We start from the raw sequence: 25589 nt of genomic DNA on the forward strand, positions 1-25589 counted from the left end.
ACCGGGATGTCGGTGACCACCTCGGGCTCGCCCGCGATGCCCGCCGCCGCCCAGGCGGCGTTGGCGGAGGCGACCGCGCGGGGCCGGTTGGCGGCTCCGGCGCCGGCGATGCCGAAAACGCCGGTCACGACGCGTGCCGGGTCGAGCTCCTTCAGGGCGGCCGTGAGAGCGGTGGTCAACGCCCGGGTCAGCTCGTCGGAGGTGCCGCCGCCGGAGTTGGGATTGGCGCCGGGTCCGGTGCCATAGCCTGCGACGACGCCGTCGAGCGTGACGATCGCCGCTCGCGTGCGGGTGCCGCCGGCGTCGACGCCGACCACGTAGGGACCGATCGGGTTAGAGCACACATAGTGACGGTAGAACATCAGCCGTTGACATCACATAGTTTTCGTAAGAAACTTTCCGCCATGAGGAAGGTCGGGCCCGAAACCGGGCTGGGGGCCGACGCCACAGGCGCATCTCCGCTCAGCACAGTCGTACGCGTCCGTTCGCTGTTGCCATCGTTGCCACCTGCGGAGGCGCGGGTCGCACAGCGGGTCATCGACGATCCCGAGGCGGTCGCCAGCTCCACGATCACCGAGCTCGCCCAGGCGTGTGGCACCTCCGAGACCACGGTCATCAGGTTCTGCCGCGCGATCGGCTTTTCGGGCTATCCGGAGCTGAGACTGACGCTGGCCACCGAGGCGGGCCGGGCACAGGGAGTGACCGGCGGCCGGGTCGTGGGCAGCGACATCAGCGCGGACGATACGCTGGAACAGATCGTCGAAAAGATCGCCTTCGCCGACGCCCGCGCGGTCGAGGAGACCGCCAACCAGCTCGACATCCAGGTGCTGGGCGAAGTGGTCACGGCGATCGCCGAGGCCCGCCGGGTCGACATCTACGGCGTCGGCGCCAGCGCCTTCGTCGCCTCGGACTTCCAGCAGAAGATGCACCGCATCGGCCGGACCTCCTACGCGTGGTCCGACGCCCACATCATGCTCACCAGCGCAGCGGTCCTCGAACCCTCCGACGTCGCCGTCGGGATCTCCCACACGGGGTCGACGGTGGAGACGATCGACGCCCTCAGCGTCGCCAAGCGCCGCGGCGCCACCACGGTGGCCCTCACGAACTTCCCCCGCTCTCCGATCGCCGACGCCGCCGATCTCGTGCTGACCACGGCGGCCAGGGAGACCACGTTCCGATCTGGAGCGACGGCGAGCCGGCTGGCCCAGCTCACCGTGATCGACTGCGTGTTCGTCGGCGTCGCGCAGCGTACGACCGAGATCAGCGAACATCTGGCGGCGACACTCGAGGCGGTCAGAGTCCGCCGGGTGCGCCCCGAGCGGAGGCGCAGGTGAACGACAGCATGCCCCTGGCGATGCTGGGGACCGTACCGACCGAGGTACGCAACCCCCGCACCACCGAGATCGACGTGCTGCCCACGCTGGAGATACTCCGCCTGATCAACAACGAGGACACCACGGTGCCGGGCGCCGTGGCGGTGGCGCTGCCCCAGATGGCCAAGGTCGTCGACCTGGAGGTCGAGGCGCTGCGCGGCGGTGGCCGGGTGCACTACTTCGGCGCGGGCACGTCCGGGCGGCTCGCCGTCCTCGACGCGGCCGAGCTCCCGCCGACGTACGGCATCGAGCCGGGCCTGGTGGTCGCGCACCACGCGGGCGGCATGGACGCCATCTCTCACGCGATCGAGAACGTCGAGGATGACGCCTCGCTCGGCGCCCGCGACGCGGGCGAGGTGAACGCCGGCGACGTCGCGGTCGGCATCACCGCCAGCGGGCGTACCCCCTATGTCGTGGGCGCGCTGCGCCAGGCCGCGGCCGCGGGCGCGCACACGGTGCTGATCAGCTCCAATCCGGCCGCGACGGCCGGGGCGGAGGTCGAGGTGCACATCGCGGTGGACACCGGACCGGAGGCCGTGTCGGGCTCGACGCGGATGAAGGCCGGCACCGCGGCCAAGCTCGTGCTGAACGCCATGTCCACGGCGGTGATGGTGCGGCTCGGCCGCACCTACTCCAACCTCATGGTCAGCATGAGCGCGCTCAACTCCAAGCTCCGCGGACGGCTGGTCAAGATCCTGGTCGAGGCGACCGGTATGGACGCGGAGACGTGCGAGGCCGCCCTTGCCGATGCGGCAGGCGACACGCGCACCGCCCTTGTCTCCCTGTTGTGCGACGTCCCGCCGGGCCGGGCCGCCGAGGCGCTGGCCGGCTCCGGTGGCTCCGTCCGTGAGGCGATGCGCACGATTCGTGGAGACGCCTGATATCTCGGGGGTTAGAGAAAGGGTCCACCTCCTTATGCGTAAGTTCTGCACGGTTGTCACGGCGCTCGGCGTCGTGCTCGCCGCCCCGGCATGCGCCCCCAGTACCAAGAGCGGTGGTGACAAGGTCACCCTCACCGTGCTCTCCTGGCGCCCCGAGGACACGGCGGGTTACGCGAAGATCTTCGCGCCGTTCGAGAAGAGCCACCCGAAGATCAAGGTCAAGTTCAAGCCGATCAAGAACACCGAGTACCTCACGGTGCTGCCGACCGAGCTGAAGAAGGCCACGGGCGGCCCCGACGTGGTGCAGCTCAAGCCGTACGGGCCGATCCAGTCCCTCATCTCGGCCGGCAACCTCGCGCCGCTCGACGGCCAGGTCGACGTGAGCAAGTGGGACCCGACCGTGCTCCAGGCGGCCAAGGGCAAGCAGGACGGCAAGCTGTACGGCGTCCCGTACGCCATGCAGACCCTCTCGGTGCTCTACAACAAGAAGATCTTCGCCGACCAGCAGATCCAGCCGCCGACGACCTGGGCGGAGTTCACCGCGGCCTGCGACAAGCTGAAGAAGGCCGGCATCACGCCGCTGTCGACGAGCGGCCTCCAGCCATGGGTGCTGGCCATCGACCACCAGATCTTCGGCGCGACGCGCTACGGCGGCGACGACTTCGCCAAGGCGGCGATGTCCGGGCAGAAGAACTTCACCGACCCCGACTACACCGCGTCGCTCGACGTGACGGCCAAGCTCAAGCCGTACTACCCGGACAAGGTCACCGCGGTCGACTACCCGGACGCGCAGACCCTGTTCACCAGCGGCAAGGCCGCGATGTACCCGGGCGGTTCGTATGAGGTCGGACCGTTCACCCAGACCAACCCGGACCTGCAGATCGGCTCCTTCGACGCCCCGCCGGCCCCGGGCGCCAAGGTAAACCACGCGCTCACCTCGGGCTTCGTCGACGGCTCCTACGGCGTGAACGCGCACTCGGAGCACAAGACCGAGGCGATGGAACTGGTCAAGTGGATGGCGACGCCGGAGTTCGGCCAGCTGTACGCCAACACGCTCAAGCAGATCTCGGCCGTCCCCGGCGTGACCCCCGGCGACCCGCTGCTCGCGCAGACCTACCAGGGCTTCAAGACCCACGGCGCGACGTACATGATGGTCGTCGACTTCGGCTACGGGAACCCGCTCGGCCGCGACCAGGAGGGTGAGGCCCTGCAGAAGATGCTGGGCGGCACCTCGGCCGCGGACGCGGGCAAGCTCGTCCAGAAGGGCATCTCGGCGTGGTTCAAGCCCAGCGGCGGATGACGCCTGCGACCGAGCCGGTCGAGGTCGCCGGTCCCGGCGGCGGGAGCACCCGCCGTCGGGGGCGGCGGCGTTGGCCGATGCTGCTGGTGTTCCTGCTGCCGGCTCTCGCGCTCTACACGGTCTTCATCGTGTACCCGCTGGTGTCGGCCCTGCAGTACAGCTTCTTCGACTGGACCGGCACGCGCCAGAACGGCTTCGCCGGCCTGGCGAACTTCCGCGACCTGTTCACGAAGTACCCGCTGAGCGAGCAGGTCTGGCGGGCGCTGGCGCACAACTGCGTCTTCTTCGTCGGCACGATGCTGATCCAGACCACGGGCGGGCTGTTGCTGGCCGTGCTGTTGCATCGCTCCCGGCGTGGCAAGCGCTTCCTGCAGACCGCGTACGTGCTGCCGCACCTGGTCAGCCCGATCGTGGCCGGTTACCTCTGGTCGCTGATGCTCAACCCGCAGTTCGGCGCCGTGAACGCCGCGCTGCGCGGGATCGGCCTCGGCTCCCTCGCCCAACCCTGGCGCGGCGACCCGCACCTGGCGCTGCCGGTGGCGATCGTGATCAACGCCTGGCAGTGGGTGGGCTTCCCGATGCTGTTGTTCGCGGCCGCGCTGGCGGGCATCCCGGAGGAGTACCACGAGGCGGCGCGCGTCGACGGCGCGTCGGCCTGGACGAGCTTCCGCCGGGTGACGTTCCCGCTGCTCACGCCGGTGCTCGGCATCGTCACGGTGCTGACCTTCATCGGCAACTTCAACATCCTGGACCTGATCTACGCGTTGCAGGGCTCGAAGGGCAACCCGGCGTACTCCACCGACGTGCTCGGCCTGCTGTTCTACCGGACCGCCTTCGAGAACCCCGACGCCAACGCGATCGGCCAGTCCTCCGCGCTCGCGGTCTGCATGTTCGTCCTGATCTTCGGGATCTCGGCCGCGGCGAACCGTTTCTTCCGCCGGATGGAGGCACGCCTGAAATGACCACCTCCGTGCTGCAACCGGCGGTCGCGGTCACGCCCACCCGGCGGCGCCGACGCCCGCGCCGGGGCGTGGTCCTCTCCACCGCGTTGCTGTGGGTGTACGCGGTGGCGGCGCTCGCACCGCTCATCATCATGGCGCTGGGCTCGCTGCGCACCGAGCAGGACCTCGCCACCAAGCCGCTCGGCATCCCGGTGCACCCGGCCTTCGAGAACTACGCGAAGGCGTGGTCCGAGGGCGGGTTCAGCTCCTACTTCGTGAACTCCATCGTCGTGACGGTCGGCGCGGTCGTGCTGGGCACGGGCGTCGCGGTGCTGGCCGCGTACCCGCTGGCGCGCTACCGCTTCCGCGGGCAGGGCCTGCTCACCGCGTACTTCCTGGCCGGCCTGATGCTCCCGATCCGGCTGGGCATCGTGCCGGTGTTCTACCTGCTCAACTCCATCGGCCTGATCGACTCTCGGATCGGCCTGATCTGCGTGTACGCCGCCAGCGGCGTGCCGTTCGCGATCTTCGTGCTGACCGCGTTCTTCCGCGGCCTGCCGAATGAGCTGGAGGAGGCCGCCCGCATCGACGGCGCGGGCGAGTTCCGCATCTTCGCCCAGATCATGGTGCCGATGGTCCGGCCGGCGCTGACGACCGTGGCGCTGTTCCAGTTCATCCCATTGTGGAACGACTTCTTCTTCCCGCTGGTGCTGATGGAGGACGACAAGTACACGCTGCCGGTGGGCCTGACCCGCTTCGTCGCGGAGTTCGAGGCGGCCCACGCCCAGCTGTACGCGGGCCTGGTCATCACCACGATCCCGCTGGTGCTGCTGTTCCTGCTCGCCACCAAGCAGATCGTCGCCGGCCTCACGGCAGGCATGACGAAGTAGCCCGGGGCGAGGGCGCCGCCGCCGGTACCGCGGCGGCGCCGTCCGGCGAGGTGTGTCACCATCGTGCCCGTGACCCCACGCGGACCGATCGACCTGTTGCCCCCGTTCGCCCCTGACCAGGTCGCCGCCGGTGCGGCCGAGTAGCCGCCGCGTGCGCGTCCCCGGTGACCGCGAGATCCGGGCCCTGCACGAGAAGCACGCGCCCACGCGGGAGGCGTTCGAGCTCGTTCTCGCTCACTGCGAGATCGTGTGCCGGATCGCGGAGCAGCTCCTCGGCGGTGCGGACGACGGCGTCGACGTGGAGCTGGTACGGGCGGGCTGCCTGCTGCACGACATCGGCGTCTACCGCCTCTACGACGGCACCGGCGAGCTCGACCACGGCCGGTACATCCGCCACGGGGTGCTCGGCCACGAGCTCCTCGCCGAGGAGGGGTTCGCCGAGGCGATCTGCCGGTTCTGCTCGTGCCACACGGGCATGGGGCTCGGCCCCGACGACGTACGGCGGCAGCGTCTTCCGCTGCCGCCCGGGGACTACCGTGCGCGGTCCCGCGAGGAGCGGCTGGTGATGTACGCGGACAAGTTCCACAGCAAGAGCAGTCCGCCGACCTTCGTCGGCGCCGACACCTACGCCGCGGACGTTCGCCGCTTCGGTGCGGACAAGGTGGCGGCCTTCACGGCGATGCGCGAGGAGTTCGGTGAGCCGGACCTGACCTCGCTCCGCACGGCGTACGGCCACGCGCTGCGGTAGCCCGGGGAGAGACGGCCCGGGAACCCGGCCGAAGGGGGCTCCCGGGCCGTCCCCGAGGGCCGCCGGGAGTCCGGTGATCCTCCCGGCGGCCGGTCCGAGGGCGACGACCGGTGGCAGAAGGTGACGCCTCGGTCGCCGGAGTCCTTGTCGCCCGGGGAAGGCATCAGGGTGGCGCGAATGAGTAAACGTTATACATGTCCGTTATGTAAACGGCAACCCTCCTTGCCGGAACGGCGAAACGGCCACGCCCTTGCGACAGGGCGTGGCCGTACGGGGTGCGCGTTAGCGAGTCGGGGTGAGCGGGACGGGTACCTTGGTGCCGGGCTTGACCTGGGAGCAGTGGACGCCCTTGGGCAGCGGGCCGATCTTCACGGTGCCCCTGCCGGCCCTGGTCACCTTGACGGCCTCGGCCCCGGGCGGCGGGGCCGCGGCGCGGCCGGCCACCTTCACGAGCTTTCCGGCCTTCCGCGCCGTCGCGAAGTGACCGGCGAGATCCTTGCTCGTGACGATTCCCTTCTCCGGTCCCTTCCCCGGCTTGCCCTTGACCTTCACGCCCTTACCGACACAGATGACGCCGACCGGGCCCGTCCCCTTCGCCGGGGCGGCGGTCCCCACCGGGCCGGCGGCGGACGAGGCGGATGGGGCGGACGGGGCGGACGGGGACGCGCCCGCGGCGTACGCCGAGCCCGCCAGCCCGGTGAGCGCGATGCCACCGGCCAGGGCGCCGACGACGATGAGCCTGCTTCTCATGGTTCCTCCGAAGGGGAGTCGATCAGGACACCTCGGAGTCTCACGGCGGGGAGCTGAAGTCACGATGAGTGCGCTCCCAGAGTGTCTTCATGGTGGCTTTAGGTACGGCTCGTCACGCTGGGCCGGTGCGGATACTCGTGGTGGAGGACGAGCGGCGCCTCGCCGAACTCCTGAAGGACGGTCTGGCCGATGAGGGGTTCGCGGTCGATCTCGCCTACGACGGCCGGGAGGGGCTGTGGCTGGCGACCGAGAACCCGTACGACGTGATCGTCTTGGACGTGATGCTGCCGCACCTGAACGGCGACGCGGTCTGCGCCCGGCTCCGTGAGGCCGGGATCTGGACGCCGATCCTCATGCTGACCGCCAAGGACACCGCGCAGGACGAGGCGCGGGCGCTCGACAACGGCGCGGACGACTTCCTGGGCAAGCCCTTCGCGTACGTGGTCCTGCTCGCCCGGCTGCGGGCGCTGCTCCGGCGCGGAGGCCGCGAGCGGCCGGCCGTGCTCACGGTCGGCGACCTTCAGGTCGACCCGGCGGGGCTGCGCTGCCGTCGGGGGGACGTCCCGATCGCGCTGACGCCGAAGGAGTTCGCCGTCCTGCACGGTCTGGCGCGCCGGGCCGGCGAGGTGGTCTCCAAGACCGAGCTGCTGTCGATGGCCTGGGACTTCGCCTACGACGGCGACTCCAACATCATCGAGGTCTACGTCAGCGCCCTGCGGCGCAAGATCGACAAGCCCTTCGGGTGCAGCTCTCTCGTCACCGTGCGCGGTGCGGGCTACCGGCTGGAGGCCTGATGATGCGACGTCCCCGAGGGATCCGCCTGGGCGGCGTACGGCTGCGTGCCACCGCGGCGGCGGTGCTGACCGTGGCCGTGGCGCTGGGCCTGGCCTCGGCGGTCCTGCTGCTGGCCCTGCGGCACTCCCTGGAGGAGAGCGCCCGCGCCGAGGCGACGGCGAAGGTCAAGGCCGTGGCCACCGCGGTGAAGGGCGGGCCCGCCCGGCCCCTGTCGCCCGAAGCGCCGGCCGCCTCCGGGAGCCTCGACGTCCAGATGGTCACCGCGACGGGGAGCCCGAGCTGGAAGACCGGGTCCGGCTACGTCGTGGCCGGAGAGCGGGTGGACACCGGAGGCGGGACGGTGATGATCCAGGGCCGGTCCTCGCTCACGCCGACCCGGCAGGCCATCACGACGCTGTGGCATCTGCTCCTGCCCGGGGTCCCGGCGCTGCTCCTGCTCGTGGCGCTGCTGACCTGGCTCGCGGTGAGCCGCGCGCTGCGACCGGTCTCGGCGATCCGCGCGAAGATGGCCGACATCACCGCGCACGACCTGCATCAGCGCGTCCCCGAGCCGGATACCCGCGATGAGATCGCGGCGCTGGCCCGTACCGTGAACGCCACGTTGGACCGGCTGCGGACCGCCGTCGAACAGCACAGACGATTCGTCGCGGACGCCGCGCACGAGCTGCGCAGCCCGCTGGCGGTGCTTCGTGCCCGGCTGGAGCTGACCGGTCACCGCGCCGACGCGTCGGCGTCGGCCGACGAGGCGCTGACCGACGTCGAACGGATCCAGGCGCTGACCGACGACCTGCTCCTGCTCGCCCGCCTCGACGCGGGCGAGCCGCTGCGCGAGCAGGAGGTCGACCTCGGGCAGGTGACGGCCGAGGAGGCGGCGCGGACCCGCCCGCGACCGGAGGTCACGGTGACGTTGGACATCGCCGCCGACGTGCTCGTCCACGGGTCCGGCGGCCGGCTGAGGCGGCTGGTGGCCAACCTCGTGGACAACGCCGTACGGCATGCCGCGGCCACGGTCACGGTCCGGCTGATCCAGGACGGCACCCGCGCCGTCCTGGAGGTCACCGACGACGGCCCCGGCATCCCACCCGAACACCGCGAGGTCGTCTTCGACCGCTTCACCCGTCTGGACGAGGCACGCGACCGTGACCGCGGCGGTTCCGGCCTCGGCCTCGCGATCGCCCGTGACATCGCCGTCGCCCACCGCGGCTCGCTGTCGGTCGCCGCGACGCGAGAACCGGGCGCGTGCCTGCGTGCCGTGCTCCCCGTCGGCGCTCCCGCCTGACCGGCACGCCGTCGGCGGGCGGAAATTCGATGGCGACCGGCCCGCCGACACCGTTACGCTCCGTGCATTATCGCCGTCCGTGAGCGAAGTGAGTCTTTTATGTCGGGTTGTAGTTCTATGCCCCTGAATCGGGGGTAGCGCGGACGCGGTGCCGCATTTCTCCTCGGTCGGGGCTCGCCGGCACCGCGGCGGGTCCTCGACCGCGCCGGCGTCCACACGCCGGTAGTGCCGACCCGCCAGAAGAGCGGAGCGAACGCAGGGGGAAGCGATGAAGGCCATGACGTCGACGGCGGCGGTCCGTACCCGGAAGGACGAGGCCACCCGCACACGGCGCCCCGCGGTACGGCTCACCACGGCGCCGGTCCGGGCCGCTCGCACCGGCACGGCGGCACCGCCCACGATCCAGGCACCGGCCCGCACGACCGGACGTCACGCGACGGCCGCGCCGAGGGCGCCGTTCGCCCTGCTGGTCGTGGGCCTGCTCGGCGGCGCGCTGGTCGGCCTGCTCCTGCTGAACACCGCGCTCGCCCAGCAGTCGTTCAAGCGCAGTGAGCTGCAGCAGGAGAACCAGCGGCTCGAAGAGCGCAGGCAGGCGCTGCAGGAGGACATCGCCCGCGAGAGCAGCCCCGAGGTCCTCCGCGCCAAGGCACGCCGCCTGGGCATGCGCGACTCCGACGACCCTGTGGTCGCCGGCCCCGGGCGCTGACCGCGGCGCCCTCGGGCGTGCGGACGACGTTCCGCGGGCCCGAGGGGCGTTCGCCTCAGACGGATGCCGCGTCGATGATGGAGCGCACGCGAGCCGGAGTGGTCACCGAGCGGATGGTCTCCGGCGGGTACAGGGCGCCGCCCATGTAGATGCCCGCCGCCTGGAATCGGCTTCGCGACCGCACCGTCTCGCTCGCGGTGAAGTGCATCTCGCGCGCGCCGGTCTGCTCGGCCACCCGGGCGGCCGTGCGCTCGTTGATGCCGCCCGCCGGCATGACGACGATCCGGTCCGCCGCCTTCTCCACCAGCCGGGCGATCAGGTCGGCGCCCTCCAGGGCGCTCGGCGCAGCGCCGGAGGTCAGCAGCCGGTCGACGCCCAGCGCGACGACGTCCTCGAACGCCTTCTCCGGGTCGCGGGTCACGTCGAACGCCCGGTGGAACGTCACGCTGAGCGGCCGGGCCGCCGCGACGAGGCGCGCGCACAGCTCCGTGTCGATCTCGGCGTCCTCGGTCAGCGCGCCGATGACCACGCCGTCGGCGCCGGCCGCCTTGGCCGCCTCGACGTCGCGGAGCATCACCTCGGCCTCGGAGGGGTCGTAGATGAAGTCCCCGCCTCGCGGACGGATGATCACGTGGACGCGGAGGCGGCCCGCGGCGACGGCCACGGCCTGTTCGATCATGCCCTGGCTCGGGGTGATCCCACCCTCGAACAGGGCGGCACAGAGCTCCACCCGGTCGGCGCCGGCCTCTGCCGCGGCGGCGACGCCGTCGACGGACTCCAGGCAGATCTCGTAACGCATGGGTTCCTCTCGGATCGGGATCGTCACGGGGCCTCCTTGGCCGGTCCCGTGACCAGGGTGCCGTGCTTGTCGGTTCGCTCGCCGCGCTCGCTCACAGGAGTTGCGGCGTCAGGTCCGGGTCGGTCAGGTCGGAGTCGAACGGGAAGAGCGGCCGCCGTACGCCGTGGTGCCCGAGCCGCGGCAGGTCCTGGTCGACGCCGCCCGGGGTGAGCGCGAGCAGCCAGTCCGCCGCGAGGTCGTACAGCTCCGGCTCGAGGTAGCCGATCTTGACGATGACCAGGTCGGTGCCGGCCGGGGCGAGGCCGAGGGCGGTGAAGTCGGAGATCACGTGGTACGGCTTGCGCCGGCTGGTCAAGATGACGTGCAGCCCGCCCGTCCTGACCACCGCGATGTCGCCGCCGACCGGGTCGCCCGGCAGCAGGGAGTGCACCGTGCCGGCGATGGCGACCGGCCCGGAGGGGCCCGCGTCGATCCGGCCGCCGGCGCGCACCATCACCTCGGCTCCCTCGCCCGCGGCGAACGCCGCCGCGACCGCCTCGGGGTCGGCGATGCTCGCGTAGATCGCGCTGACCTTGCCGAGGCGCAGCTCCTCCACGACGAGCAGCCGGCTCAGCGTCCAGGACACGTCACCGGCGCCGCCGGCGGTCGGGTTGTCGCCGGAGTCGCTGATCAGGAACGGCCGGGCGTCGCTGGCGAGCGCCGTCGCCAGGCACTCGTCGAGCGTGCCCGTCGGCGCCACGAACGCGAAGTCGTCGCGGGCGCGCCAGTACGCCTCGGCCAGCTCGTGCGCCTGTGCGGTGATGACCTCCTCGTCGTCGCCGGTCACGACCACGGCGGCGCGGCAGCGGGGCTCGTCGGCCCAGGCGTAGCCGACCCAGATCGCCGCGTCGACCACGCCCGGCAGCGCCTCCACGGCCGGGATCCGGCCGTACAGGCTCTTGGCCGGCTCGATGCGGGTGCTGGTCTTCTCCCCGGGCAGCAGCACCGGGACCTGCACCCACGCCTTCCGCGGCCGGCCGCCGTCGTGGAGGCGTTCGACCAGGTTGTACGCCGCGCGTTCGCGCGACTCCCAGGCGTCCTCGTGCGGGGCCATGCGGTAGCAGGTGATCAGGTCGACGGTCTCCGCGAGCTCGCGCGACACGTTGCCGTGCAGGTCCATCGAGGCGGAGATCAGCGTGTCCGGGCCGACGGCCTCGCGGATCACGGCGGCCAGCCGGGCCTCGGCGTCGGTACGGCCGACGACGCTCATCGCGCCGTGGATGTCGAAGAACAGGCCGTCGAGCGGGCCGGCCGCCTTGGCGCGTTCCACGATCTCCGCCTCGAGCGCGTCGTACACCTCGGGCTCGACCGCGCCGCCGGGCAGCGACACGGCGTGCAGCAGCGGCACCCACTCGACACCGGTGGTCCACGGCGCGCCCATCCACGCGTAGCGGGCGAGCAGGGCGTCGCCCCGGGTGACGGTGAAGTCCGCCAGCCGGGTGCGGTGCGGGGAGAAGGTGCTCGACTCGATCGCGATGCCGGCGATGCCGATCCGCAGTGATGTCACGGGAGATTCCTTACGGGAACGGCCAGGCCCTGGTCGATGAGGAGGCGGCCGATGCCGAGCAGGCCGGCGTCGGGTCCGGCGACGCTTTCCCCGATCTCCAGCTCCTGGGTGGTGAGCGGCAGGCAGCGTTCGTAGAGCGCGCCGCGCGCGGCGGCGACGAACAGGTCGCAGGTCGCCAGTGCGCCGCCGAGGATCACCGCCTGCGGGTTGAAGAAGTTGACGATGGTGACGAGGACCTCGCCGAGCTGCCGGCCGGCGAAGCGCAGCGTCGTGTTGACGGTCGGGTTGCCGTCGCGCGCCAGCCGGACGAGGTCGGCGGTGGTCGCGATGTCGACGCCGTCGGCCCGTACGGCGTCGACCAGGGCCGCTCCGCTGGAGATGGTCTCCAGGCAGCCGAGGTTGCCGCAGTTGCAGGGGCGGTCGCCGCCGGCCGGTACGCGGTTGTGGCTGACGTCGCCGGCCACGCCGCGGGCACCGCGATGCAGGCGGCCGTCGTTGACGAGCGCGGCACCGAGCCCGGTGCCGGCCTTGACGAAGACGAAGTCGCGCAGCTCGGGGCCGCGTACGACCGCCTCACCCATCGCCATGAGGTTGGCGTCGTTGTCCACGACGAGCGGCGCCTGGTAGTACTCGGCGAGCCGGCGCCGTACGGAGAAGCCGTTCCAGCCGTGCATCCGGGAGGAGCCGACCACCGCTCCGTCGGAGTCGACCGGGCCGGGCAGGCCGATGCCCATGCCGAGCACCGGACGTCCGGTCGACAGCTCGGCGAGCGCGTCGGCGATCCGGGCGAGGACGGGTTCGGGCCCGGCCGTGATGTCGATCTCCAGGTCCTGGATCGCCTCCGGCCGTCCGGCCCGGTCCATCGCGGCGATCCTCGCGTGGTGACCACCGAGGTCGGCGGCCAGGATCACGCCGTCGCCGGCGCGGACGCTGAGCAGGCGGGGCCGCCGCCCGCCGCGCGAGCGGCCCTCGCCGGACTCCTCCAGCAGGCCCGCGTCGAGCAGTTCCTGGACGTGCGCGGAGACGGTCGAGGGAGCGAGGCCGAGCAACCGCGACAGGTCCGCTCGTGACGTGGCCCGGCCGGACGCCACCAGCCCCATGATCTGCGCGGCCGACATGGGTGGCTCCTTCACTGCAGTGATCACGGTTGCGGCGGCAACACTAGCGACCGGGGCTGGCCGAACTAAGTCGAGAGCTTAGTTCGGAATCGAAGGTTGAATCGGAAACTTGGCTGGACCATAGCAAGCGGTTGCGAGGGAGTCCACCGTCCGTCCCCCGTAACACGGTGGCAATCAGCGGTTTCGTCCTGATCCAGGCCGCGCACTTAATTCGTTCAAGGCTTGTCTTCGTTCGATACGGGCATGTATCGTCGCCGCCAACATCCCGCCGAAAACGGTGGAAGTCCCCCATGGAGCACCGATGAAGAGACCCCTGACGCTGGCGGTGTTCGGCGCAGCGGCGGCCCTGCTGGCCGCCGGCTGTTCCTCCGGCGGCGGAGGATCGTCCGCGAGCGGTGGCACCCCCCAGCAGGGCGGGGCGGTCACCTTCGCGATGCCTCCGAACGCGACGCCGAACTGGATCTTCCCGATCGGCACGCCGGGCCACCTGGGCTCGTACAACGCCGCCATCCGGCAGGAGGTCTTCCTGCCGCTGTACGCCTACGACGGCTACAGCGGTACGGTCGCGATGGACGAGAAGGCGAGCGCCGCCAAGGCGCCGGTCTACTCGAACGGCGGCCGGACGGTCGACATCAAGTTGAACCCCCTGACGTGGGCGAACGGCCAGAAGGTCACCAGCCGCGACGTGGAGTTCTGGTTCAACCTGGTCAAGGCCAACAAGTCGCAGTGGGGCAACTACAGCGCCGGCGACATCCCCGACAACGTCGCGAAGTTCGAGACGGTGAGCGACAGCGAGTTCAAGCTCCACCTCACCAAGACCTACAACCCGGACTGGTTCACCGCCAACCAGCTCAACTACGTGACGCCGATCCCGCAGTCGGTCTGGGACGTCGAGAGCACGGGCGGCAAGGTCGGGGACTACGACCGCACCACCGACGGCGCCAAGAAGGTCTTCAAGTACCTGACCGGCGAGGCGGGCAAGCTGTCGGAGTACGCGAGCAACCCGCTGTGGAAGGCCGCGAACGGCCCGTTCACGGTGAAGGAGTTCACCACCACCGGCCAGGTCACGCTCGCCAAGAACCCCAAGTACACGGGCCCGGACACCGCCCACCTGGACACCGTGACGTTCAAGCCGTTCACCTCCGCGGACGCCGAGCTGAACGTCCTGCGGTCGGGCGGCGTCGACTACGGCTACATTCCGGCGCTGGCGACCAGCCAGCAGAAGTCGATCGAGAACAGCGGCTACCAGGTGAAGCCCTGGAGCGGCTGGGCGGTCACCTACATCCCGTACAACTTCAACAACCCGGCCATGAGCGCGGTGTTCAAGCAGCTGTACATCCGCCAGGCCGTGCAGATGTCGATCGACCAGTCGACGATCTCCCGGGTCATCTGGCACAACCAGGCCGTGCCCGGCTACGGGCCGGTGCCGCAGACGCCGGTGTCGAAGTACCTGTCGGCGACACAGCAGACCAACCCGTACCCGTTCGACCTGAACAAGGCCAAGGCACTGCTGACCTCGCACGGCTGGACGATCCAGAACGGCGTGGCCACGTGCACGCAGGCCGGCTCCGGCGCGAACCAGTGCGGCGACGGCGTCAAGGCGGGCACGCCGCTGAAGCTCACCATCGACAGCCAGAGCGGCAGCACCGAGACCGACAACATGATGCAGGAGGTCCAGTCCTCCCTGTCGAAGATCGGCATCAGCCTGTCGATCAAGTCGGAGCCGCTGAACTCGGTGCTCGACCACACGGCGCAGTGCAAGCCGAGCCAGTCGTCCTGCTCCTGGCAGCTCTCCTTCTTCGGCACGGCGGGCAGCTGGTACTTCCCGGCGTACCCGAGCGGTGAGCAGATCTTCAGCAGCACCGGCAGCTCGAACCTCGGCAGCTACGTGGACCCGACGGTCGACGACCTGATCAAGAAGTCGACCAGCTCGTCGGATCCGGCCGCGATGCAGAGCTACGACGCGTACGTCACCAAGAGCCTGCCGGTCATCTGGATGCCGAACCCGGCCTACCAGGTGTCCGCGATCAGGAACAACCTGCGCGGCGTGGTCCAGGACCCGCTCGTCTTCATGCAGCCACAGCGCTGGTACCTGGCCAAATGAGACCAGCCCGGGGCGGCGGAGGACCGCCGCCCCGGGCTCACCACCCCCTGGCGGAGGCATCCCGTTGACGCGCTTCCTGCTCAAGCGGATCGGGCAGGCGGTCGTGGTCATCTTCTTCGTGACCGTGATCGTCTTCCTGCTGCTGCACTCGGTGCCGGGCGGCCCGGCCCACGGCATTCTCGGCCCGAAGGCCAGCCCCCAGGCGATCGCGGAGTTCAACCGCGAGCACGGCTTCGACAAGTCGCTGGTCCAGCAGTACTGGGCCTACCTCAATGAGCTGTTCCACGGCGACCTGGGCGAGTCGTACACGCTCAACCAGTCCGTCGCCTCGCTGATCGGCCAGCGGATCCCCAAGACGCTCGTGCTCACCGGCCTGTCCACGCTGGTCGCGCTCGTGGTGGCGATCCCGCTGGGCGTGTGGCAGGCGCGGCGCCGCAAGGGCCTGGCCGACTACGCCGTCACCACCGTAGTGTTCGTCGGGTACGCCACCCCGGTCTTCTTCCTCGCGCTGGTCCTGGTCATCGTCTTCACCCAGAAGACCCAGCTGCTGCCGCCGCAGGCGCCGCAGACGCAGTCGATCGCCGGCCTGTTCGCCGACTCGCGGGCACTGATCCTGCCCGTGCTCGCCGGGGCGATCGCCACGATCGCGGCGTTCAGCCGGTACATGCGCTCGGCCGTGCTGGACAACCTCGCCGAGGACTACGTACGGACCGCGCGCGCCAAGGGCGCCTCGGAGCGGCGCGTCGTGTGGCTGCACATCATGCGCAACTCGCTGACGCCGATCGTGGCGATGCTCGGCTACTACCTGCCGGTGCTGTTCTCCGGGGCACTGGTGATCGAGTCGGTGTTCAACTACCCCGGCATGGGGCTGTTGTTCTGGAACGCGGCGCAGACCTCGGACTATCCGATCCTGCTCGGCGCGGTGCTCGTCATCGCACTGGCCACCGTCATCGGGTCGCTGCTCGCCGACATCGTCCAGGCGCTCATCGACCCGCGGGTGAGAGGAACGATCAAATGAGCGGTGCCTCCCAGGCCACCTCCCCGACGGAGGAGGATTCATGAGTCTGTCCGCACCGGTCGCAGCCGAGCCGCCGCCCGTACGGGTCGCCGGGTCCTACCGGCGCATGGCGTCGCTGTTCTTCGCCAACCGGCTCGCCGTCACCGGGCTGGTCATCCTCGCCGCGCTGCTGGTGTTCTGCTTCCTCGGCCCGCTGATCCACCACACGGACCAGACGCACACGAACCTGTCCGCCGCCAACCTCTCGCCCGGCACCGGGGGACACCCGCTGGGCACCGACGACGTCGGCCACGACCTGCTGGGACGTCTGATGATCGGGGGCCAGACGTCCCTGGAGATCGGGGTGGCGGCCGGGCTGCTGGCCACCCTGATCGGCACGGTCTGGGGTGCCATCTCCGGCTACGCCGGCGGCTGGGTGGACGCGCTGATGATGCGCGTCGTCGACGCGGGCATCGCGATCCCGGCGCTGTTCCTGCTGCTGGTGACCGCGACGATCCTGCGGCCGACGGTGACGGTGCAGATCCTCATCATCGGGTGCGTGTCGTGGCTCGTCCCGGCCCGGCTCGTACGCGCCGAGGCGCTGTCGCTGCGCAGCCGCGACTACGTGCAGGCGATGAAGGCGATGGGCGGCAGCCACCGCCGCGCGGTGTTCCGGCACATCATCCCGAACGCCATCGGCACCGTGGTGGTGAACGCGACGTTCCAGGTGGCGGACGCCATCCTGCTGATCGCCTATGTGAGCTTCCTGGGGCTCGGCGTGCCGCCGCCCAAGACCGACTGGGGCGGGATGCTCAGCAAGGGCATCTCCTACACCTACGACGGCTACTGGTGGCTGATCTTCCCGGCCGGCGTCGCCATCGTGCTCGTGGTGTGCGCGTTCAACGCGATCGGCGACGGCCTGCGCGACTCCTTCGAGGTACGCCTGGAGGGCCGATGAGCGACCCGACACCCACCCTCGCGATCGAGGACCTGAGCGTCACGTTCAGCAGCGGACGCCAGACCGTGCACGCGGTCGACGGCGTCAGCATCACCGTCGCCCCCGGAGAGATCGTCGCCGTCGTCGGCGAGTCCGGCTCGGGCAAGAGCGTCACGTCCATGTCCACGCTCGGGCTGCTGCCGCCGACCGCCAGGGTGGGCGGGACGATACGCGTCGGCGGCGTGGACGTGACGACGCTCGACGGGCCGCGGCTGCGGGCGATCCGCGGCGCCGAGGTCGCCATGGTGTTCCAGGAGCCGATGACCGCGCTGAACCCGGCGTTCACCGTCGGCTGGCAGGTCGCCGAGGCGCTGCGCCTGCACATCGCGGACCTGTCCCGCAAGCAGGCCCTCGACCGGGCGGCCGAACTGCTGGAGATGGTCGGCATCCGGGACGCGCGCCGCCGGCTCGGGCAGTTCCCGCACGAGCTGTCCGGCGGGCTCCGGCAGCGCGTCGTCATCGCGATGGCGATCGCCTGCGAACCGAAGGTGCTCATCGCCGACGAGGCCACCACCGCGCTCGACGTCACCGTCCAGGCCGAGATCCTCGACCTGCTGCGCGACCTGCGGACGAAGTTCGGCATGGCGATGCTCGTGATCACGCACAACATGGGCGTGGTCGCCGACATCGCCGACCGGGTCGTCGTCATGTACCAGGGCAAGGTGGTCGAGCAGGCGCCCGTCGAGGACCTGTTCGCCCGGCCGGAGGCCGACTACACCAAGCGCCTGCTGGCCGCCGTGCCGCGCCTGGCACCCGGCGAACGCCGCGAGCGCGAGGCGCCGGCCGAGGAGTCGGCGGCGCTGTCCCTGGAGAACCTCGTCGTGGAGTTCCGGGGAAAGGGCGGCAGCCGGGTCCGCGCGGTCGACGACGTCACACTCACCATCGCCGAGGGCGAGGTGCTGGGGCTGGTCGGGGAGTCCGGGTCGGGCAAGTCCACCGTGGGCCGCGCCGCGATCGGCCTGATCAAGCCCGCCTCCGGCACCGTACGCCTGCTCGGCGAGTCGCTGAGCGAGGCGCGGGGACGCGACCTGCGCCGGCTGCGGCGCCACTGCGGCATCGTCTTCCAGGATCCCGCGTCCTCGCTGGACCCGCGGATGACGGTCGGCGACTGCGTGGCCGAACCGCTCGTCATCAACGGCGTCGGCGACCGCACCGAACGCGTGGCCGCCCTGCTGAAGAGCGTCGAGCTGGACCCGGCGCTGCGCCTGCGCCACCCGCACGAGCTGTCCGGCGGGCAGCGGCAGCGGGTCGGCATCGCGCGGGCGCTGGCGCTCGACCCGCGACTCGTCATCGCCGACGAACCCACCAGCGCGCTCGACGTCTCGGTCCAGGCCGCCGTGCTGGAGGTGTTCCTGGAGCTACAGGAACGCCTCGGCTTCGCCTGCCTGTTCATCACCCACGACCTCGCCGTCGTCGGCCGGGTGTCGGACCGGGTGGCGGTGATGAACCAGGGCCGACTCGTCGAGGTGGGCGCGCGCGACGACGTCCTGTTCGACTCGCGGGAGGAGTACACACGCCGCCTCGTGACGTCCGCCCCGGTACCCGACCCGGTCGAGCAGCGCCGGCGACGGGCCGAGCGGAGGGCGGCCTCGGCTCCTCCCTCGTCATCGTGAGCCGTCCTGGGACCGGCCGCGGGTCCGGGGCGGTTCGTCGCGTTCGGTGACGACAAACGGGTCGGGCTCCTGCTCGGGTAGCTCGATGCCCATCATCGCCAGTGTCCTGCGCAGCACGGAGTCGGTCTCTACGACCAGATCCAGGATGCCCGCGGACCTATGTGCCTCAACGATGCCGGAGACCAGTTCGAGCAGGTGACGGGCATCGTCGCGGTGCTCGTCGAGCATCTTCTTCAGCACGTCCGCGACGTGCTGGGGATCCTGGGCGAGTTCGAGTGCGTGCGGCGCGGAGGAGTGCTTCGCCGTTCGGGAGAGAAAGCCGCTCCAGAGTTCGCGCAACTGATCCGTCGTGGCCACCAGGAGTTCCTGCACGCGAGCACGTGCCTCGATCTCGTACTGTTCCTTCAGCGTCGCCTGCAACATCTCACGCACCTCGTCGGGTGGGGTCACCTCGACTCGTGCTCTCCAGATCGATCGTGCGGAGCGGCCCTCGCCGGCGAGCGACCGCACCAGCACGTCGTTGATCGCCTTCTCCGCCTCGACGGGCTTGAGAATGGAGTATTCGGAGGAGACACTTCGCGCCATATCCCGGACGACCTCGCTGGTCCTGGCGAGGTCCTCACGTTGCAGCCACACGGTCGCCCGGCGCCCGCCTTTCACGGTTCTCTGGTAGAAGGCGGTGACGGTGAAGTCGTAAGCGGGATCGGTGGAGGGGGCCGGGAAGGTCTCCGGCCGGTCGCCGACCGAATAGGGAGACGGCTCGGCGAACTGCCTGCTGATCAAGAACAAGGGGTGGCTCCCTTCGACATCCCCATGAGATGGGAGTACAGCTCCTGGGAGATGCGCCGTCGCCGGCGCCAGAAACGCAGATAGAGCTCCAGCTCTCGCGCGTCGACCGTGGCGGCCACGCGGTCGACGACGACCCGGGTGTCGTGGTGTTCGTCATGGAGCCGCACCCAGGCGCAGAAGACGTCCCAGGCGTCGGGCAGTGCCAAGCGTGGCCAGTCGGAGCCCTTGCTCGCGATTCGTAGCCTCAGGGCGTTCTGCCACAGCCGGACCAGGTGGTCGCTCTCGCAGAGCCCGGCGAGTACGGGGCCGAGGGATGCGGTGCTCCACGGCGCGGCGAGACGTCCGAACGCCAGGGCGGCGCTGTACCGGCCGCCGTCCGACCCCGCGGTCACCCACGCGGAGAGTTCTCCGACGATCGCCGGCGCCGTCCCGGGATGGCAGAGGTTCGCGACGGTCACGGCGATCTCGTGGTTGAGACGGAGGTTCAGCCGGACGGAGACGGACCGCAGCACGCGAAGTGCCTCCGCCGGTGCCTCCAGGCCGATCCTGGATCCGTACGCGCGGACGGCGACGGAACGATGCCCGTAACGTACGGACGAGGCCAGATCGCGGAGGTGCGCGTGGACGCGATCCTTGAGCTGTACGTCACACGCCGCCGCCTCCAGCACCAACGCGGCTCGCCGGTGATCGTGAGAGCTCCGCGAGGCGCTCCATTCGCCGAGGAACCGCGTGTTGATCGTGTCGAAGTCGAAGGTCGCGAACATCCCCACCGCGTGTGCGGCCCGCGTCTGGACGCCAGGGTCGGGGTGTTCGGTGAGGCGCCGCAGCCATTGGATCAACGCCTCTCTGATCGTCGGATGTTCTTCCCAGAGCACCCGCAGTGCTGTGCCAGGTGCCCTGGGGCGATCGAGAAGGAGTGTGCGGCCGTCGCCCGGGCGTGGGGAGGGACCTGTCCTTGACTTGGTGGAGTCCAACCAGCTCTGCAGCTCCTCCCATATAGGTCGCGTACGCCTTTTGTCGTGGACTTTCCAGTCCTCGTCGATGCGCTCGGCAAGATCCATGGCGGCCCGCGAGATGACCATTTCGGGACAGCCGTGCAGGGCCGCCACCGCGGCCATGAAACATCCGCCGAGAACCGGATCCCGGGTATCGATTCGCCGGCGGATGTCCTCTCGGAGGCGTCCCGTCAGCTCGTCGAGAAGGTCCTCGACGACCGCGGCGAGCGAGTGCCCCTTCCGCAGCCGGTGAACCGCCTGACGAGCCTGGGTAGCGACGAACGACGGCGAGTGCTCACCGTCGAGACGAGCGGTGATCGTCTGCTCGATCTCGGCGAGTTGCCGCGGATCGACGTCGGTGCGCGCCGCATGGTGAAGCCAGCGGAGGAAGACGGCCTGGTCCGATGCCGGGACGTGGTCGATCGCAGGGCGGACGGCCGGCTTCAGCGGGATCAAGACCACCAGCCGGCACTCGTACCGAACCGCGAGATCGGACAGGTGATCGATCTCGCGGACCCGGCCGTCGCCCGACGTGAGCTCGAGAAGGTAGCCGTGGCCGCGTCGTAGTTCTGGCACGTCCACTTTGCCGCGCGGCAGCCGGATCTCCCCGACATGTTCCTCGGTCTCATCGGAAGACGCCGCGCTTCCTCGCTTGCGCACCCAGTTGAGCAGTGCGGCTCGCGCGGCGGACCTGCGGCCGGTGCCCTCCGCACCGCGAAGGAAGACCAGGGTTTCGGTCTCGACGCGCATCTCCAGGCTTTCCTGGCTGACCGGCGGCACGAACCATTCCAGGAGTTCGTCGGCGTCCTGGATCCGTAGATGAGTGATGACGCAGCGGCCGTCACCGGACTCGGTGAAGTTGAAAGTGCTGTCGTGAAAGGAAGTGCCGTTCTGAAAGACGGTGCTGCCCTGGAAGATGGTGCCGCCATCGGACGCGGTGTTCCTGACATTGCCGTAGACGTCACGGCCCGCGTCCACCGAGGCGTTGCCGAACAGGTCGCGCAGGCTGTCGTCGCGTTCCCGCCGGTCCCGCGCCTCGTCGGCGATGCTCTCGTGGAGCCGCCGTTCGCCGGGATCGGCGTCCTGCCCGCCGTCGCCGGGATCGGCCGTGCCGTCCGGGCGCTCGACCCGCACTGCGAGTTCCCGGCCGGGCGGGCGCGAGTCCGGACCGTCGGGCCGCTGCGCTCCGGCGCCCTCGTTCGTCCCCGCCCCGGAACCGGTGTCCTGCGCAGGGTTTCCTCGATCGTCGCTCACCGGTCCGGCCCGCCGCCGATGGTGATGCTTCCTCCTCCGCTCGCGTTGTTGCTCACGGTGCCGAAGATGTCGCGCCCGGCGGTGGTGCCTCCGGTGGGCGTGGGCGGCGCCGGTGTCACCAGCGTGGCGGGCGGGGGCTGCTCGTCCACGTCATAGGGAGCCAGTTCGGTGATCTGGTGGATGTCGTAGCCGGGCAGGTAGAGGTGGGCGGTGTAGGACTGCTTCTTCTCCTGGACGCGTATGTGGCGGAACTCCGTCGGGCGGGGATCACCGGGCCCCTGTGTCACGTAGTCCCGGTAGACGTCCTCAGAGACCACGACCGCCAGGTCCGCTTCGGGACGCGCGCCGAGGGCGGCGCGTACCGGCTTGGAGTCGCGCAGGCGGGCGGGGATGACGACGTGCTGCCCCGGCCAGCCGGACTCCCCGTCCCGGTGGACCGGCCCGGCGTGCACCGCGAGCCGCAGCCTGATCCGGGTCCACGCGGACTCCTCCCGCAACCTGTTGTAGGAGCCGAGTTCGGCGTCGAGCCGGCGTACGAGGACGTCGAGGAGGCGAGGGACGTCGGAGCCGGGAGGCAGCATCGCCATCAGGCCGTCGCCGCCGAGCTGCCGTTCCCAACGCTCGCGGTGCAGCTTCGCCGCGTCGGCGGCGCGGTCGAGACTCGTCATCATGGCGCTCTGCAGAACACGCTGCTCGGCATCGCTCCGGCTGCCGTAGTCCTCGATGTCGACGGTCATCAGGGCGCGGTACTCCGGCATCGGGTGGTCGCTCATCGTCCCTCCAGCTCTCGGGGTCGGCCTCATGATCCGATCCCGATTCCGGACGGATGCCGTATTAGTACGGCTTTGGAGGAACGTCCCTCGGATCCAGATCCGCGAACCTCACCAGCCCGCGCATATCCGTGATCAGGACATGGCGGTGGCCCGGCTGGACCAGTCCCAGCCCAGAGAGGCCGCGGAGCGCCTTCTGCACGGTGACCTCTTTGGCGCCGACCATGCCGCCGAGCTCCGTCTGAGTGAGCGACACGCCGATGTCGAGGCCGTCGTCCTTCCGTGTCCCGTGTCGTCCGGCCAGGTCGATCAGCACACGTGCCAGGCAGACGTCCGTTCCGTACCCGGTGAAGTCGAGTCGCCGCTGATTGGCCCAGCGCAGTCGTTCGACGGCCATCTGGCTGAGCGTCAGCGCCGCCTCGGGGTGCCGGCGGATGAAGTCGATGAAGACCGCCCCTCTGACCTGGAAGACCACCGCTCTGCCGCAGGTCGTCACGGTCGCGGATCGAGGCGATCCGTCGAGGGCGCCCATCTCGCCGACCACATCGCCGCTCACCCTGATCGCCAAGAGCGCCTCTCTGCCGTTCTGGGTCTGGGCGCTCACCTTGACCAGCGCGTCCACGAGCACCCAGACGGACTCACCGGGCGTGCCCTGCCGCAACAGCACATGACCGGGCGGATACGTTCGCCGGACGCCCAGTTGCAGGATCTTCGTTCGCAGAGGCTCGCGAAGACGGTGGAGGAAGGTGTCTTTCGGCCAGTTTCCCTGTGGCAAGGCATGCCTCCGCGGCGCATGGTCCTGTTCCCAGGCATACGCCGGATGGGCGGCACTGACAACGCCTCCGGTGACCGACGCCGTGCGCATCGAGACCGTCCCGGACGAAGGCCTACGATCGAGCCCGTGACCGTACGTGGGCTGATCATCGACTGGGGTGGCGTGCTGACCACGCCGCTGCGTGACGCGATCGCGGCGTGGATCGAGGCCGATGACATCGACGACGGTGCCTACCGGCTGGTGATGCGGGAGTGGTTCGCGCAGGCGTACGCCGGGGACGGTGTGGTCAATCCGGTCCACGGGCTGGAGGACGGGTCGCTGCCGCCGGCCGAGTTCGAGCGCATGCTCGCCCAGCGGCTGCGTACGCGCGGTGGTATGGCGGTCGCGGCCGAGGGGCTGCTGCTGCGGATGTTCGCCGCGTTCGAGCCCGTCGAGGAGATGTACGAGGCGCTGCGCCGGGCGCGGGCCATTGGCGTGCGCACCTGCCTGCTGTCCAACTCCTGGGGCAACACCTACCCGCGCGAGTCGTTCGGCGAGCTGTTCGACCAGGTGGTGATCTCCGGTGAGGTGGGGCTGCGCAAGCCCGACCCGCAGATCTTCCATCACGCGCTCGACCTGCTCGGGCTGCCGGCGCCGGAGTGCGCGTTCATCGACGACATCGAGCAGAACATCCAGGCCGCCGAACGCCTCGGTATCGTGGGCGTCCACCATGCCGACGCCGCGACCACCGTCGCGCGCCTGGAGGCGCTCTTCGGGGTGTCGCTCGGGTAGTCCGCATCCGCTACTGGCACACTCTTCAGGGACATGCGCGTCTACCTTCCGTCCACGCTCAGCGGACTCGCCGGGATCCTCCGGGATCGCAAGTTCGAGCCGGCGCCGCTGACCGGCTATGCCGTGACACCCGCGCTGCGCGAGTGGTACGCCTCGGCCGACCTGGAGGAGCTGGAGTACGCCGCGATGTCGGACGCCGCGCGTGAGTCGCTGCGGCTGCTCGCCGCCGACCCCGAGGCGCCGTCCCGCCGCGTCGTGATCGCCGCCGAGGTTCCCGACGAGGCGGTCGTCCACGCCGCCGGCGACCTCGGCGCCCCCGGGGAGCGCGCCCGGGTGCGCGTGACCCAGCCGGTCCCGTTCGAGCGGATCGTCTCCGGCCACGTGGACGACGCCGAGGCCGAGTCCGACGTACGCGCGGCCCGCGCCGCGAGCGACGCCGCCGACGCCGGTGACGACGACGCCCGGTTCACCGTCGACGGGGCGGCCGGTCACGAGCTGCTGTGGTACGCCACCCAGGAGCTGCCCGACCTGTTCTCCTGACGGGTGGCGTAAGGAACGCAGGAAACTCCGCACCGCCGTGCAAGAAAGGCGACACCGGAAGGGGTTACCCGGTGTCAGTCCGACGAAGCACACGCGGAAAGGGGCGATGGCGTGAGCGTTGCCCGTGATGAGGATCCCGGCGATGATGCCGAGGTCTTCACGACCATCTACCGGCGCTATCACACGAAGGTTCTGGGCTACGCGCTGGTCCACAGCCGACGCGACATCGCCGAGGACATCGCGAACGAGACGTTCCTCACGGCATGGCGCAAGCTGGAGGAGATTCCCCCGGACGACCCGCTGCCGTGGCTGCTGGGAGTCGCGCGCAACCATCGGCTCAAACAGCTCGTCGCCGGCCACCGGCGCGATGCGATCGCCGATCGCATCGAGCGGCTGAGCGACGAACGCGACACGGCGGCCTGGGACACCGGCGATCTCGTGGTCGAGCGTCAGGCCGGGCTGGCCGCGTTCGCCTCCCTGCCCGAGACCGACGCCGAGGTCCTGATCCTGAGCGCCTGGTACGGGCTGAGCGCGGCGCGTGCCGCGACCGTCCTCCGGTGCACCAAGGCCCTCTACTACGTCCGCCTGCACCGTGCCCGCCGACGGCTCACGCGAGCGCTGCAGGAACGTACGTCCCCGCCGGCGGTCCGGCTGGACCTCGTGGAAGGAAACCGCTCATGACCCCTGACCGCGTCGTCGCCGCGCTGAAGCCCGCGGCGCTGGAGGATCCGGACCGGCCCGAGGCCGGCGTGGACGCGGCGATCGCCGCCATCGTCGTGACTCCACGATCCGCACCCGCCGCGCGCGGCACCCGCCGGCGTCCGCTGCGCCTGGTCGCCGCCGGCGGCCTGGTCTGCA

Annotated in this window: 25 protein-coding genes and 1 pseudogene; 17 read left to right on the forward strand and 9 right to left on the reverse strand. The window is 70.4% G+C overall.

The window, feature by feature from the left end:
- Positions 1–344 (reverse strand): annotated as a pseudogene (locus ACFFNX_RS11125) (N-acetylglucosamine kinase); the annotation flags it as partial.
- 60 nt (positions 345–404) lie between these two features.
- Here ACFFNX_RS11125 and ACFFNX_RS11130 point away from each other — a divergent pair.
- From ACFFNX_RS11130 to ACFFNX_RS11155, 6 genes are all read left to right on the forward strand, one after another.
- On the forward strand, positions 405–1334 hold the full coding sequence (locus ACFFNX_RS11130; RefSeq protein WP_378199006.1) for a MurR/RpiR family transcriptional regulator: 930 nt from the start codon (positions 405–407) through the stop codon (positions 1332–1334).
- Between the two features lie 8 nt (positions 1335–1342).
- On the forward strand, positions 1343–2254 hold the full coding sequence (locus tag ACFFNX_RS11135) for an N-acetylmuramic acid 6-phosphate etherase (protein WP_378199077.1): 912 nt from the start codon (positions 1343–1345) through the stop codon (positions 2252–2254).
- A 34-nt stretch (positions 2255–2288) separates the two neighbouring features.
- On the forward strand, positions 2289–3554 hold the full coding sequence (locus tag ACFFNX_RS11140) for an ABC transporter substrate-binding protein (protein WP_378199009.1): 1266 nt from the start codon (positions 2289–2291) through the stop codon (positions 3552–3554).
- Positions 3551–4516, forward strand: coding sequence for a carbohydrate ABC transporter permease (locus ACFFNX_RS11145; RefSeq protein WP_378199012.1), 966 nt, complete (start codon positions 3551–3553; stop codon positions 4514–4516). The genes ACFFNX_RS11140 and ACFFNX_RS11145 overlap by 4 nt, the downstream gene beginning before the upstream one ends.
- Positions 4513–5385, forward strand: coding sequence for a carbohydrate ABC transporter permease (locus ACFFNX_RS11150; RefSeq protein WP_378199015.1), 873 nt, complete (start codon positions 4513–4515; stop codon positions 5383–5385). The genes ACFFNX_RS11145 and ACFFNX_RS11150 overlap by 4 nt, the downstream gene beginning before the upstream one ends.
- 151 nt (positions 5386–5536) lie before the next feature.
- Positions 5537–6133 carry an HD domain-containing protein gene (locus ACFFNX_RS11155; RefSeq protein WP_378199019.1) on the forward strand — a complete coding sequence of 199 codons (597 nt, stop codon included), beginning with the start codon at positions 5537–5539 and terminating at the stop codon, positions 6131–6133.
- Between the two features lie 282 nt (positions 6134–6415).
- Here the strand turns inward: ACFFNX_RS11155 and ACFFNX_RS11160 are convergent, their stop codons facing one another.
- The gene (locus ACFFNX_RS11160) at positions 6416–6883 is read right to left on the reverse strand and encodes a hypothetical protein (protein WP_378199022.1); all 468 of its coding nucleotides are present in this window, start codon (positions 6881–6883) and stop codon (positions 6416–6418) included.
- 125 nt (positions 6884–7008) lie between these two features.
- Between ACFFNX_RS11160 and ACFFNX_RS11165 the strand changes: the two genes are divergently transcribed.
- The 3 genes from ACFFNX_RS11165 to ftsL all read left to right on the forward strand — a co-directional run bounded on the left by ACFFNX_RS11165 (position 7009) and on the right by ftsL (position 9663).
- Positions 7009–7677, forward strand: a complete 669-nt coding sequence (locus tag ACFFNX_RS11165; protein ID WP_378199025.1) for a response regulator transcription factor — start codon at positions 7009–7011, stop codon at positions 7675–7677.
- On the forward strand, positions 7677–8957 hold the full coding sequence (locus ACFFNX_RS11170) for a sensor histidine kinase (RefSeq protein WP_378199028.1): 1281 nt from the start codon (positions 7677–7679) through the stop codon (positions 8955–8957). The genes ACFFNX_RS11165 and ACFFNX_RS11170 overlap by 1 nt, the downstream gene beginning before the upstream one ends.
- A 268-nt stretch (positions 8958–9225) precedes the next feature.
- On the forward strand, positions 9226–9663 hold the full coding sequence (ftsL, locus tag ACFFNX_RS11175; RefSeq protein ID WP_378199031.1) for a cell division protein FtsL: 438 nt from the start codon (positions 9226–9228) through the stop codon (positions 9661–9663).
- A 55-nt stretch (positions 9664–9718) separates the two neighbouring features.
- Here the strand turns inward: ftsL and ACFFNX_RS11180 are convergent, their stop codons facing one another.
- From ACFFNX_RS11180 to ACFFNX_RS11190, 3 genes are all read right to left on the reverse strand, one after another.
- Complete coding sequence (locus ACFFNX_RS11180) at positions 9719–10489, reverse strand: copper homeostasis protein CutC (protein ID WP_378199034.1); 771 nt, start codon at positions 10487–10489, stop codon at positions 9719–9721.
- Between the two features lie 64 nt (positions 10490–10553).
- Complete coding sequence (locus tag ACFFNX_RS11185; RefSeq protein ID WP_378199037.1) at positions 10554–12008, reverse strand: M81 family metallopeptidase; 1455 nt, start codon at positions 12006–12008, stop codon at positions 10554–10556.
- Entirely contained in the window at positions 12005–13126 is a 1122-nt protein-coding gene (locus tag ACFFNX_RS11190; RefSeq protein ID WP_378199040.1) for an ROK family protein, read from the reverse strand. The genes ACFFNX_RS11185 and ACFFNX_RS11190 overlap by 4 nt, the downstream gene beginning before the upstream one ends.
- Positions 13127–13427: 301 nt before the next feature.
- On the opposite strand from ACFFNX_RS11190, the gene ACFFNX_RS11195 reads away from it, so the two are divergent.
- The 4 genes from ACFFNX_RS11195 to ACFFNX_RS11210 all read left to right on the forward strand — a co-directional run bounded on the left by ACFFNX_RS11195 (position 13428) and on the right by ACFFNX_RS11210 (position 18837).
- Positions 13428–15230 carry a peptide ABC transporter substrate-binding protein gene (locus ACFFNX_RS11195; protein WP_378199043.1) on the forward strand — a complete coding sequence of 601 codons (1803 nt, stop codon included), beginning with the start codon at positions 13428–13430 and terminating at the stop codon, positions 15228–15230.
- Positions 15231–15294: 64 nt separating this feature from the next.
- The gene (locus tag ACFFNX_RS11200; protein WP_285579025.1) at positions 15295–16248 is read left to right on the forward strand and encodes an ABC transporter permease; all 954 of its coding nucleotides are present in this window, start codon (positions 15295–15297) and stop codon (positions 16246–16248) included.
- A 40-nt stretch (positions 16249–16288) separates the two neighbouring features.
- On the forward strand, positions 16289–17185 hold the full coding sequence (locus tag ACFFNX_RS11205; RefSeq protein ID WP_378199048.1) for an ABC transporter permease: 897 nt from the start codon (positions 16289–16291) through the stop codon (positions 17183–17185).
- Entirely contained in the window at positions 17182–18837 is a 1656-nt protein-coding gene (locus ACFFNX_RS11210) for an ABC transporter ATP-binding protein (RefSeq protein ID WP_378199051.1), read from the forward strand. Before ACFFNX_RS11205 ends, ACFFNX_RS11210 begins: the two co-directional genes overlap by 4 nt.
- On the opposite strand, the gene ACFFNX_RS11215 is transcribed toward ACFFNX_RS11210, so the two are convergent.
- The 4 genes from ACFFNX_RS11215 to ACFFNX_RS11230 all read right to left on the reverse strand — a co-directional run bounded on the left by ACFFNX_RS11215 (position 18829) and on the right by ACFFNX_RS11230 (position 23420).
- Positions 18829–19626, reverse strand: a complete 798-nt coding sequence (locus ACFFNX_RS11215) for a hypothetical protein (protein ID WP_378199054.1) — start codon at positions 19624–19626, stop codon at positions 18829–18831. The two genes, ACFFNX_RS11210 and ACFFNX_RS11215, sit on opposite strands and share 9 nt — an antisense overlap.
- Entirely contained in the window at positions 19617–21755 is a 2139-nt protein-coding gene (locus ACFFNX_RS11220; protein ID WP_378199057.1) for a hypothetical protein, read from the reverse strand. Before ACFFNX_RS11220 ends, ACFFNX_RS11215 begins: the two co-directional genes overlap by 10 nt.
- Positions 21756–21871: 116 nt before the next feature.
- Positions 21872–22648, reverse strand: coding sequence for a hypothetical protein (locus ACFFNX_RS11225; RefSeq protein WP_378199060.1), 777 nt, complete (start codon positions 22646–22648; stop codon positions 21872–21874).
- 61 nt (positions 22649–22709) lie between these two features.
- A complete protein-coding gene (locus ACFFNX_RS11230) occupies positions 22710–23420 on the reverse strand; it encodes a Crp/Fnr family transcriptional regulator (RefSeq protein WP_378199063.1) in 711 nt (236 codons plus the stop codon).
- A gap of 126 nt (positions 23421–23546) precedes the next feature.
- On the opposite strand from ACFFNX_RS11230, the gene ACFFNX_RS11235 reads away from it, so the two are divergent.
- The 4 genes from ACFFNX_RS11235 to ACFFNX_RS11250 all read left to right on the forward strand — a co-directional run.
- Positions 23547–24191: an HAD family hydrolase gene (locus ACFFNX_RS11235; protein WP_378199066.1), complete on the forward strand. Its 645-nt coding sequence runs from the start codon at positions 23547–23549 to the stop codon at positions 24189–24191.
- A gap of 33 nt (positions 24192–24224) precedes the next feature.
- Positions 24225–24731 carry a DUF6912 family protein gene (locus ACFFNX_RS11240; protein WP_378199068.1) on the forward strand — a complete coding sequence of 169 codons (507 nt, stop codon included), beginning with the start codon at positions 24225–24227 and terminating at the stop codon, positions 24729–24731.
- Positions 24732–24842: 111 nt separating this feature from the next.
- Positions 24843–25412 carry an RNA polymerase sigma factor gene (locus tag ACFFNX_RS11245; protein WP_378199071.1) on the forward strand — a complete coding sequence of 190 codons (570 nt, stop codon included), beginning with the start codon at positions 24843–24845 and terminating at the stop codon, positions 25410–25412.
- Positions 25409–25589 (forward strand): hypothetical protein (locus ACFFNX_RS11250; protein ID WP_378199074.1); only part of this gene is annotated, 181 nt, incomplete at its 3' end. The genes ACFFNX_RS11245 and ACFFNX_RS11250, both read left to right, overlap by 4 nt.

The organism is Actinoallomurus acaciae (genome assembly GCF_042429965.1).
Taxonomy (GTDB): Bacteria; Actinomycetota; Actinomycetes; order Streptosporangiales; family Streptosporangiaceae; genus Actinoallomurus; species Actinoallomurus acaciae.